Source organism: Halomonas sediminis, from assembly GCF_044871105.1.
GTDB classification, from domain to species: Bacteria; Pseudomonadota; Gammaproteobacteria; order Pseudomonadales; family Halomonadaceae; genus Vreelandella; species Vreelandella zhuhanensis.
The window spans coordinates 2,532,509-2,544,577 of the sequence record NZ_CP085246.1 but is presented as its reverse complement, the minus strand read 5'-3'; the positions used below and the strand labels follow the sequence as shown (position 1 = coordinate 2,544,577).

Here is a 12,069-nt window from a genome sequence, read left to right as displayed (position 1 = left end):
GAGGTGATGTGATGAAGTGAAATAGCCGATCAATAGAAGCTTAAAATCGTGGGATAAACAGTCGTGGATAGTTTTTATCAACATGAGGGTGCGTTCCTGGATATTTTGGCCTTGTAGCCCCTGAATCTGGATAGCGTGGATGAATCAATTGACGGATGAGTGGCGAGATGACTATTTCCGGTGTGAGTTTCCCCTATCCTGATCCGGTGTCGATGAAGAAGAATAACGCATACGATGATCCCCACTACACCCCTGTGGAAGTCGCTTATGAACCAAATTACCTGTTTTATGCAAGCAAGTGTTCGGTAACTTTCCGGTCGTTCGGAAGCGCGCTGTGTTGGGAAAACGGCATTTATGATCGTTAGGTGGGTGAATTTGAAACGCGTGATTTCGGTCATGGCTCGGTGTGGAAGGAAGGGTAAAAAAGCCCAGTATAAAACGCTTAGAAATCTTCACTTTTATCAGGTTTTTCAAGACTCTACCACTCAGGGCTCACTGAAGCGCTGGTTTCTCTGCAAGAAGCACAAGCTGATGCCGCCGATTCACTGGAAGGCGTCGCTACCGTTTTCAACAGCAATCTGGATGAGCCGCTCGAAGGCGAAACGCTGGAAACCTTCCAGGAAGCTTATACTGCCGACAACGCCGAAGCTGACCTGGCGGCTGCTAACCAAGCGGTTGAAGATGCCCAGGCTGACGTGGCTACAGCCAATGCCAATCTTCTGACTGCTGGCACTGTCGAGTTCAGCGCTTATGAAAACGCTGCCAACAATGATGACATCGACGCTAACGCTGATGTGACCGGCCTTGTTCAAGACATCGAATTCATTACTGCCGATACTCGCATGACTCAGGCAAACCTAGATCGTGCTGAGACCGCCGCTCAGACACTGGTTGATAACGATGAGCGTCAATACTTGGTTGACGGCCAGAACGCTACCGTTGTAGTAGATGCTGAAGGCGATGCGGCGACCAATTATTCAGCTGTTTATAGCTACGAGAACGAAGCTGGCGATACCGTTTACACTGCCGATGATACTTCTAACGAAGGCAACGTAACCCTGGCTGGTTACGCTGCGGTAAACACACCTGCAAACAATCAAGCTGCTGCGCTCACAGACGCACTTGGTGCGATGGCAGCAGGTGATACGGTTGTTTCCGCCGGCGTAACTTACACTGCCGATGGCGCTGGTGCTTTCGAATCCGAAACTGCATCAGTTGCAAACAGTGCTGTTGTAACAGAGCTGACTCCTGCTACCGGTGCAACTCAGAACATCAGCATCACTCAAGCGGATGGCACGGTCGTTACTTTCACCATCAGCGATGCCGGCGCTATCAGCAATGCAGCAATTGATGGTGTGACAGTATCCGGTCAGCTAGAAATTTCTGCTGGCAACCTTGTAGATGCTACTGGTGGTACAGGGATTACTAACATCTCTGGCGTCATTGATGCCGCTATGGACGCTTTCACCTTAACTGCCGGTGATGTCACCGTTGAGTTCGGTGGTACTGATGGTAGCTCCACTGTCACCATTGCTAACCTCACCGAAGCTAACGTCGCTACCGGCATCGACACCACGGCTGCAACTTTTGGCACCATTGACGGTGCAGGTTCTTACGAGTGGACGGGTACTGTTCTCGAAAACGGTGGTGTAGCTGTCTATGTAGACGGTGAAGGCAACCTAACTACCACGCAAACGCCTGATGGTGAGTACGCAGAAGAAGACTTGCTTGACCTGCAGTCCGCTACTGAAATTCAGGCCAACATCACTGCCACCCAAAACGCGCTGGACAGCGATATCAGCGCCAAGGGCGACAACGAAGCCATTCTGCGTGATGTGCGTGATGCTATCCTGGCTTACTCTGCCGATGGCAACAGCCTGACGGATACTCTGGCTGATGGAACCACTGAGCTAGGTACTCTGTTAGAGACCATTACCGCTGCAGTCACCACCGAAGATGCAGAAGCGCGTGAAACCGAAGTTGACGGTATCGTTGAGACCTTTGCGCTAGATCTGTATGACACCACAGATGACACGCTTGAGCCGACTGCCCTCGAAAAAGCTATTCAGGATTCACTCGATGCAGTGACCAACCGTGATGAGTTGGAAGATACTGTTGAAGACGCTATTGCTACCTTTGACGCGACTGTCAGCGGCGAAGTTCTTAATATCGTCAAGGCACTGCAGGACGGGCGTGATGCGCTGGAACAGGCGATTGTTGATGCGCAGTCTGACTTGAGCGACGCTGAAATCTACGCGGCTGACATGCAGGCAGCGGTTGATGCCTACGAAGCTGATGCTGGCCGTATCGACGAGCTGCGTACGCAGCTGGAAGAAGAGTTCGGTATCGAGAACCTGGTCGACCTCGAAGCAGCTTCCGAGGCCGGTACTGCCGGTGAAGGCGATCTGTATCTCTACAGCGAGAACAGTGTCAACGTTGAGATGAGCAACTTCGAAGCCGAAGACATCCTGTTCCTGGGTACTGACTTCAGCCGTGTTGATTTGGGCGAAGACGACGTGCTGGCCGATGCTCGTTTGGGCGAAACTGGTACTCTGGAAGTCTTCTTCCAGCAGGATGGCGACAACGCCAAGCTGTTCGTCGAACAGTTCGAAGGTGCCGGTAGCGCGCTGAACAACGGCGAGATCACTGAAGTCACCTTGACTGGCGTGAACGTTGCAGACCTGCAGTTCGAAAATGGCCAAGTGAGCATTATCGAAGCTGCCTAAGCTCCTTTGAGCTTGGCCCAGGGGGAGGGTGAACTCTCCCCCTTGCTCCTTTGAAGTCATCGGGTGGTTCAGTACAGACTGTCTGATGCAGTAAGCCCTAAACAGCTTGCTTGCCCATATGAAGTACGATCTGACCCCCGGCCCCGGCTGGGGGTTTTTTATTCAGCACGAAGGCTGAGAAAATAGCGCTTTAACCCGTGCGATATTTCCTCAATCTTTGACCGTCATTTCCTACCGTTTCAGGGAGGCTTCATGCCCAACCCGCTCGTTCTGAGCCCCAAAGAGTGCCAGGGCAAGACTTGGCACCCGCCCATTGATCTTGGCTTTGCTGCCGACAAGGCGCTGATCCCACTGCACGCCGGGGAACTCGCCAAGGCCGCTGCGACCTTGCCGTTAGCGCTCGTCAAAGAGAACCGTGAATGGCGCCTGGTGGGTGTTTGCGGTATTGAGTCAGGCCATAATCTGTTCATCAAACAAGGCAAGTGGCTGGGCCACTATCGGCCCGAGTGGCTATCCACCTGGCCCTTCGAGATCGTTGTGGTAGGGGAGAAAGGCCTGGTCACCTTTGATCGGAACAGTAGCTTGCTGGATGAAGACGATGCCGGTGAGCCTTTCTTCACTACCGATGGCCAAATGACCGAGGCCGTATCTGAGCGCGTCGAAGCGCTCAAGGCCAGCCACCGCAAGCAACAAGCCACCCGGAAGGCGCTTAATGCACTCGCCAAAGCCAAGGTCATCACCCCCTGGCCCGACGCGTTACAAAGCCAATTGGGCCTTTCTATTAACGGCTTGCACATGATCGACGAGAAAGCACTCAGCCAACTGGATGACGAAACCTTCCTGAGCCTGCGTAAAGCCCAGGCATTACCCATCGCCTACGCGGTGAATCTCTCCCTGCCCCAGACCCATTTGTTGGCCCGACTGGCACGCCTTAACCCCGGCAACGTAGCCGCCCCGGAGAATCTGGATGCGGTGTTTGGCGAAGACGACGAGGAATTAAACTTTGATTTCGATTCATAAGGAAAAAACGATGCGAACAAGTCTGATGATTATAGTGCTCGGCGTGATACTCAGCGGCTGCGTGCCCTTCGTGCCGATTATTTGAGAAAGGGGCTGTCGAGTGACTTATCCGTTAAGCCCCTGGCATGTTGCACTACTGCAGTATTGCTACACAGCAAGCAGGCATTAGTGCCATCAAACCACTGCCAAGATGATACGCCTTCATGCTGAATGAGCTGACAATTGTGCTGACCCTCACCCAGCGTGAGCAGCAGCGCTTGAACACCCAAGCCAAGCGCCTAAGCCGTTACGATATGGATGACGTGCAACTTATGGCCTTACGTACAGGCTGGCAGTCAGGGCTGGGGTATCGGCTGTATGCCCCGGCGTTACTGGCGTCTCTGGATCATCTGATCGAGCAGTTGCAACAGGGTGAGTATCACCTGGAAGACTACGATGAGGTCGTGTTCCAGATCAGCGCCTATAACCACTCAAGCTGGGCATTACTTCGCCAAACCTGGGGCAGTCCGTCTCGCTTTCTCGACCGCTGGGGTAAGGTCTATCCCGAGTACCGCTACGCTTTTGAACAAACGTACGAACCCAAGGCCAAGCTCTCAGTTACTGATCAGGTAATCTGGCTTCAGCAGTTACTGCCCACGCCAACCGATACTCAAACCAGTCCCAAGAAAATGAGTGACGTGGAGAAACTCCTGCGCCAGTGTCAGACTTATCCTGAGGTGGAGCCAGAAGAGGATGTACTGTCTTTCTCGGATGAGGACGTGCTTATCCCGGATAAGAAATCAGGCAAAGAAGAGAAGCCAGCAAGTAAAAGTAATGTGGTGGATCTGAACGCTTACCGTGAGCGTCGGCGACGTGAGTGAGTGAAGGAGCGGATACTTACAGGTTGCCGACGTGATTGCTGACAGGTGGGTCGGTGCCGTTAAGCAGCGCTTTGCTGCCTGGATGGATGCATGCCGGATCAAACGGAAACAGCCGTTGTAATAATGCTGTTTGCTCGATCACACCAAGCGATCTCTTGGCTTCAAAGGTCTGTTGGAATGCCTGTGAGTAGACGGGGTGTAGCTTTCCTCCTTGCACCAGGTAAGCCTCCGAACGACCGTAGACACCGGCCACTAGCTGCCGACAACGTTGCCGGTAAATACTGAGCTGTTGGATCACCTTGGCATAGGCGTCATCCGGACAGTTTCCATTCTCTTGCTGTTGGATAAGCTGCTCCAGGGCAGCGATAAGGGGCGGTGCGTACCTCAAGAAGCCAAGGTGAGCTTGCCAGTGTTGCCTGAGCAGGTACAGATCATCCAGGTTCAGCGTGTGGGATCTCAGTTGGTCTGCCTGGTCATCGAGGCGTTGATGCTCGCGCTGCATGAGTGTCAGGGTAATGAGTTGATTAGTCATGGTTAGGTTCTTGAAAAGTCGTGAGTAGGTAATAGTGATTACCGTGGCTAAGGCTGGGCAGGTTTCATCGGGTGAGGACCAAATAAGCGAGCGGTAGCCAAGAAAAAAGGATGCTTGGTGAACAGGTATCCACCAAGCATCGGCGTGCCAGCGTCTGTGGGTGTGGTTAAGCGAAACGATCCGGTAAGCCAGCTCAAGATAAGGGGCAGACGCTTTATCAGCAGCCCATCTCGAGACTGGCTTAACACGTTGGCGTGATGCAGCCGGTTGCTAGGGGGTTGAGCGGTAGGCCTGCATATTCACGACCTCGGCTGGGGAGGTATGCTTGGGATATTGAGCCTCTTCGATTCGCTTTGACATGCAGGCGAACTGATCAATTAACTCCTTGAAAAGCGCATCACTGGCTTGTTGCTTTGCTACGGTGATGACCTGCTCGCTTGTCGGGCTGACAGTGTCAGGCGTGGGTAACAAGGCCTGTAGTTGGGCTCTTAGGAAGTCAGCCTGTACTGATATCGTGAGCTTCTTATCCGGCTCCATATCCTGCTTAAACAGTTTCCGGTGCTGGTTGCGTAGATGCCCCCATTCGTTGAGGCAGGGTGCCAAGCTGTTTCCAAAGGCTCGGTGCAGTAACGCCCAACTCGCGCTCTTGTAAACGTGTATCTGGTAAATCACGTCATTGTAAGCGCTTGTTGGATATGCCTCGTTTTTCCGCAGCTCAATCAAGCGGCTCAATGATGCCAATAACGGTGGGGCACAAGGCTCAAAGCAGAGTTGGTCTTCCCACTTTTTTTCCAGTTTAATGAGGTCATCGACGTCCACTTCATAGGTGGCAAGCTGTTTGAGCTGCTTTTTGAGGCGGTCGTGCTCGCGCTGGATGATTACCAGTGCTGTGATTTGTGTTTGCATTGCTTATTCCTTATTGAAGGATTGATAGCCGGTATCGGCTTGAAAATAAAAGGGTTAGGTTGCGTGGTATGACTGGGGTGGTGACAGGTACCGCCAGAGCTACGTTGGTTGGGTGATCGGGTGATCCTGTCCAACATCATCTGAGAACACGGAGGTATCTCCCGTGACACAGCATGTCTCTGGTAGGCGTGCTGATAGCTACAGGGCGTATCCTGTGAGAGCGCTTGGCCAATAACGTGGGGAATACGCCAGCAACGCGAAAGTACCTGCCAAGTGAGGTAGCAAGGCGGGAGCATGACGTGGCATGAAGGTTATCTCTTGCGGCTAAGTAAGGCGTGCCAAGTAAGGATTAACGAACAGGGTGGTATCCAGGTAAAGCGACCCGCAGGTCACTAACTGCCCTGAGCAACCCAGATGTGAGTAGGTGGTTTTCGCTGCTTCATGCTAAAGCGATAAGGCTGGCGTGATGATGGGATGCGCATAGTACTGTAAGAATGTCATTCAGTGTGGTTGTCCTTGAGGGTAAGGTTCGGCGAACAGAAACATTCGCTGAAACGTTGATGGAAAATGTGTGGGCTGTATTGCAGGGATGACGGGTCGAGTGAGCGTCCTGCAATATTCCAATACTGTGGTATTGCGGTTGCCTGACGGTTAGCTGATGGCATCTCTCTTTAGAGACCCACCGGAGCTAGCGGAGCTAGCCTGTTATTTACTGTTGTGAGATGAGTGTGTTGTTCTACTCATACGATACTGCTGAGCATTGATGTTGGTTAGCTGAAGTGTGGCGACGTGTGGGTAGGAGTGGCGTAACCACTCTGCTTAACTCCTCTATGATTAGCGGCGAAGCCGCCTCTACTCTTCTGAAAAGTGATGTGATGGGAATTTTCAAAGAAAGTGGCGGAGCCACTCTGTACTCTTCTGTAAAGCAGTCAAGTTGACGTGATGTTAGCTCTCACAAGAAGTGGCGGAGCCACCTATACAAGTCTGATGCCTGACAAGTGGTGCCCTCGACGTAGTGGCGTAGAGATACTTACAAGCAGTTAGCCGTGGATAAGTATCTGAAGCCACTGATAGATACTGTCTGATTTTGCTGTGTTGTGTCCCGTGTGTTGTGTTGGCTTGAAGTACTGGAGCTCGGGGACGTGCAAGCCAATCAATGAAGTGAATGATGAGGGGGGTGGTACCTCGGCTTTTTCTGCCAGTCGAGGTAGGGGGGGAGGGTCGATCAGAGTGATGCCACCCACTACCAGCTACCGTCGTACTTATGTGAGGTATTCTGAAAAAACCTGCGGGGTATCAGGAGAAGTCGGCTGAGACTTCTCATCGGCAAAACCAGATCATCTGCTAGCGAATCAAACCACGGTGCTGGGCTGGCTTGGAGGTGTGGATAGCTTATAGGCTATGTACCGCTGATTATTGGCTTTGAGACATCGCTAGTATATGGAGGATAAGTCTGTATAGAAGTCGACAGACTTCTCCTGACACCTGCTGTGATGCTGGTTAGTGGGGTGGCTGTGGCAATGCTGACTGACGTAGAGTATAGGGTTCATGCAGGTTCGGCATTTTTGGACTTACGCCCCAGTATGCCGAGTTGGCCCAGCTCCTCACGATGTTTTCTGATCGCGTGCTTGTAGTCATACATTTCGACTCCGGCTTGTGCTACCAGGTTTTTGAGATTGTCCTTCCCTGTTAGATAGTCACGCCGAATCTGGATGACGACTTGCTTGGTACATGCTCTGGTTTCACGCTTGGTATGCGCGTAAGAAGGATCGATGCTGACACATCCTTGTTCAAACCACTTGGCTAAGTAGCGAGCGTACTCCATATCCGGCACGATGAAGATGTGCTCCTTTGTGAGATCGGGATTGGTTAAACGGATACTGGTACGTGCTATGCATTGATAAGCGGTTTCAAGGCAGCGCTCGGTCGTGACGGCTCGCTCGATTTTCTGTGGAGTTGCCCCGTGGTCTTGAGCAAACATTTTCAGATGCTTGAGCTCAAATGGGTTGGGGCGGTTAGACGCGAGATATACCGCGTGATCAAATCGCTTCAGATGGTTCATGCCATGTACTGCGGTTGTCGTAATGACAACACCGTCACGTTTGAGGCGCTCAAGCACCGTATCACCGTGGTTGAGCGTCATGATGAAATGAGAGAAGCCATGCTCTGCCAACGTATGTTCAGCAAACCGCTGTGCGTATTCAGCAATACAGTTCGTCACCGACAATGGCTGATTATCCGCAAAGCAGAGCACTTCATCGACGGGCTTTTGCTTCAGCGAACTTGACCATCGTGCGTCAATTAGAAAGGGAATAATCTTGACCTTGTTTTTATGCTTGGTTTCTAGCGTCAGATCGTCTTCGATGTCGAAATTCACGATTGGGAGCTCCAGGCAGTGCTCCACCACGAAGCCAAACAGGCTGTCCTTGAGCTGAGCACTCAGTATCACCAGTGACTCCACCTGCTCCGCGATCAGTTTCAGCTTATGCCAGTGAATGGCTTGGTAGTAACGAAAAGAGCGACGTTGTACGTAAGTAGTCACGTACATTTTGTCATAGCCGGCCAGCAGAAATTCCAACAGATCAGCCACTTCCTTCGTTCGCGTGTTGTCTTTGTTGGTTCTTACGTTATGAATGACTCGCTTGATGGCCTCATGGTCTGCTTTTGGACTGAGCAAGACCTCTTCATACTCATCGTAAGAGGAGGGCTGCGTGACAATGTTGGTTTCCCAGCTATCGCCACTGTCTTCTGCTTCGTATTTGATCGATAGCGGTTTGACCAGCCCCTGAGGTATCTCATCGATAATCAGCATGACTCCTGAAAGAAGTTTCGGGTCGATCAGACCGAGCACCGCATGTGATGTAAAGATGATGCCCAGGAAACCATCTTCTAAGGTATCGCTCACCGTTTTGACAACTTTCCCTTTGAAGTCATGGGCATCGATCCTTCTGACGTGGATACGGCCTTTATTGGGATCTTCTGACGCTGCCTTGGCAGCCAGGTAGGTAGCGTAATTCTGCTTATTGAGGCTGTTGGTCTTGGAGGCGAAAATCACTGCCTTGTGGTCCGGGTAAAGCTTTACCTGAGAGGCCAGAAGCCGCTGTAATGTGTGATAGCTTTTGCCACCACCGCAGCGGCTAGCAACGTGTTTAACCGTTGAGATCATGCATCAAACTCGTTGGCTGGCTTGTGCGACGTGATGTGACCTTGAGCATGGCAGGTTCCACAACGTTTCCGAGGTTTCCTGCTACTCGAGCAATCGTGACTAGAGTGAACGGATAACTGATTCATAATGATGCTGCATCTTCCTTGGTTTACCTGTCCATAAAATTAGGATCAATTCCCTTAAATAGAATAGAGATGTGATCCTTTTTGGCTTGCCATCACCAGCCAAGCGGTGCGTATTCTCTAACAAGATGATGCAGAGTGGTACCCCTTCGTTAGCTGTAAGCAGGGCATACTTCCTGGAAGAGAGAGCGGGAGCGACAAGCCTGAGTTTGGTGGGGTTTAGCCAGCGCAACGATCCAATGTAGTTCAGTGTTGCAGCTACAAATCTTGTCATTTCCGCGACCCCCGCCAGGGGAGCGATAAAATTTCATTGATGTCATTTTGTGATTTCATCTCTTCACCGCCCGACCACCAGGGGCGTATCAGCTCTTCTCAAGATTTCTGTTCATGAGTAAGCCCGTAATTGTCATGACGTGATGAAATAATGCAGTGGTCCAATATTGCAGCATTGCAGTGCTTGGAGGTGTTCAGCTGAGAAACGCACGCGATGCCCTAATCCTGCATCAGTTCCGGCATCGTTGGTTTAGGACGCGGCGGTAGAAAGAGCCTCAACGGTGGGCTGTAAGAGATTTTATCGAGTAAGGCGGCAAAAGAGGTGCATGTGAGTAAATAAAACGCCGCCACCGAGTTATTTGAGCCGATATTGGCGCATCCTGATACTAATGAGCCGATGAAGCCATTTTGATAAGTATTGCGGTATAACTGAGTGTGACTTGGTTTGAAACGGTGAACTGACCTTGCGCATTAAAGCCAAATGTAAAAAGTGCAATTTTTAGTTGCGTGCTTTGGTGATAGCAGATATCGTGTGCTTATAATCCCAGCGGAGCGCCACCATTCCATTTAAACCAAACTAAACTCTATCTCTATATATACCCTCCTATTAATATATATATACCTATCCTACTATTACTATCTATCAGTATTGCCCCGACCTGTCCTGCCTCATTTCTATTTCTATAAGACATCTTCCTTGGCTTCCTCCAATGGTAGTGTCCTCCTGCTTTCTACCTGATCCCCACCCCCATCTGTCGAATGCACTGGTTCGGATCATTCCCTGAATCACCCTCTATGTAGGCTTTAGGTGCCTTCGACTGGCACACTCATTCCAAAGCCCGTCTTATCATGCTTGTTGACGTCATCCGGGAATCTCGGGTTACTCCCAAGGAGCCCGAAGGGCCCCTTGGGGGTTGGGTTGGGGGTTTCCGTTGTCATCCCCGGGGTGCCACCGAGCCCAGGAGTGTGAGCGCAGCGTAGCGTAGCGAACGCGACGCCAGGCGGTAGGGTGGCTCCCCGGGTGATGGCAGCGTAAAGGATAAAAGTTATAGGGGAGCCTGCTTTGCTTGCTTGAAGGTTAAGCCAGCAAAGTACTTCTTCCAGCTAGATGAAAAACCCGTACCCGATGCCGAGCCTTTATCCCTGATTGCATCAACGGGTGTGGTGGGGTCCAGCCTGACCATGCTTACTGTGATGTTATTGGTTTCGATGGTTTCTGCAGAGATCGGTACACCCTCGGTATCTCGAGGTGAATTGGGAACTGAGTAGTGGAGATTGGCTTGGTGGGTTTGGTTTCTGGTCTGGCTGGGTAGTGAAACGTTATAGAGCTGAGCTTGCAGAAAGGCCGGGCTGCAGCATCTGATGCATCGTTGGCCCAGGAACTGGGACGATTAGATTGGGTAGGGAAAAGCTAGTCTGCTCCCGACCTGGCAATACGGGAAGGTAGCGGTGGAGAGCCTGCTTGCACCCATTCCGGTATCGCTGAGGAAAAGGTAAGGAAGAGGAAACCAGCTACATTGGATTGGTTGCACCTGGTTTCTTGTTTCACGATACTGCGGCTAGGGAATATCAACCCAAACCAACCTGAGCACATCATTTTATGAGTTTTTGCACAACCACCCATGATGGTTCCGACAAATCTAATTTCTGCACTCGCCTTGATGCTTACCTAAGGGAGAGATTCGGTTACAAAGCACCTTGTGTTTCATGCTCCTCCTTAAACACGACTGTGAATGCTAGTCGAAAAAAGTTTGATCTATACATTCGTGTATTTGAGGAGGGGAGCGAATCTTGGGGTGGTAAGGCGATTGTAATTAGCCGAATTGAATTCGAAAAAACACGCAAAGGTCATGGGAGTGACTTTTTGAGATTCGTTACCGAATTCGCTCAAGAGTACCGATATGATGTCATTGGGATTGAGCAGGCTGGCACGCCATCGATCCAACAGTTTGCTGATAAGTATGGCTTCCGAAAGATGGAAGATACTGCCGATTACACGGCTACTGTTAGACAGCTTGCTGGATAGGCGAATCACTATAAAGCGCTGGTTGATCGTCGCTCCCTAACATTCAGCCCGCTGCCCCTACATTTCTGGCTCTACCCTCTTGCTTGGCTTGAGCAGTACAGCCTGTCGAAACCTTGTCACCCTGTGATATCAGGCCAATAACGGTTGACTGGCTTGGTAGCTCGCAACGCTATTCCCTATCCGAAGCTGAGACTGGCTGAGCTGATGATGGCAGTGAGGATGTATTCATTCTGGCTTCCTCGTTAAACGTGCGAGACAAGCGTTGTGAGCAGCGCTTGGTGGTTGGCATGTCCTTGGTAGCCTATGGAGATAAAAGCGTCTGACGGGGCATTCTGAGGTCTTCTGGGCAATGAATAGGCGATGGTTCACTGCTGCATGCTTGCAATACGGTGGTGCGGGTACCTGCCAGCCAGCATGCGTTGAGTGATAAAGGCGTGT

At 51.2% G+C, this 12,069-nt stretch carries 7 protein-coding genes; 4 read left to right on the top strand and 3 right to left on the bottom strand.

Annotation, left to right across the window (positions count from 1 at the left end; translation table 11 throughout):
- Window positions 1-375: 375 nt before the first annotated feature.
- The 4 genes from LG290_RS12050 (at window position 376) to LG290_RS12035 (ending at window position 4,606) form a co-directional block, all read left to right on the top strand.
- Window positions 376-723: a hypothetical protein gene (locus LG290_RS12050; protein WP_499835017.1), complete on the top strand. Its 348-nt coding sequence runs from the start codon at window positions 376-378 to the stop codon at window positions 721-723.
- Window positions 696-2,726 (top strand): hypothetical protein, encoded by a 2,031-nt coding sequence (locus tag LG290_RS12045; RefSeq protein ID WP_499835016.1) that lies wholly within the window; start codon window positions 696-698, stop codon window positions 2,724-2,726. Before LG290_RS12050 ends, LG290_RS12045 begins: the two co-directional genes overlap by 28 nt.
- A 252-nt stretch (window positions 2,727-2,978) precedes the next feature.
- Entirely contained in the window at window positions 2,979-3,746 is a 768-nt protein-coding gene (locus LG290_RS12040) for a SapC family protein (protein ID WP_499835015.1), read from the top strand.
- Between the two features lie 203 nt (window positions 3,747-3,949).
- Complete coding sequence (locus tag LG290_RS12035; RefSeq protein ID WP_499835014.1) at window positions 3,950-4,606, top strand: hypothetical protein; 657 nt, start codon at window positions 3,950-3,952, stop codon at window positions 4,604-4,606.
- Window positions 4,607-4,622: 16 nt separating this feature from the next.
- On the opposite strand, the gene LG290_RS12030 is transcribed toward LG290_RS12035, so the two are convergent.
- From LG290_RS12030 to LG290_RS12020, 3 genes are all read right to left on the bottom strand, one after another.
- Window positions 4,623-5,138 (bottom strand): hypothetical protein, encoded by a 516-nt coding sequence (locus tag LG290_RS12030; RefSeq protein WP_499835013.1) that lies wholly within the window; start codon window positions 5,136-5,138, stop codon window positions 4,623-4,625.
- A 270-nt stretch (window positions 5,139-5,408) separates the two neighbouring features.
- Entirely contained in the window at window positions 5,409-6,044 is a 636-nt protein-coding gene (locus LG290_RS12025; RefSeq protein WP_499835012.1) for a hypothetical protein, read from the bottom strand.
- Between the two features lie 1,546 nt (window positions 6,045-7,590).
- Window positions 7,591-9,210 (bottom strand): hypothetical protein, encoded by a 1,620-nt coding sequence (locus LG290_RS12020; RefSeq protein ID WP_499835011.1) that lies wholly within the window; start codon window positions 9,208-9,210, stop codon window positions 7,591-7,593.
- Between the last annotated feature and the right edge of the window lie 2,859 nt (window positions 9,211-12,069).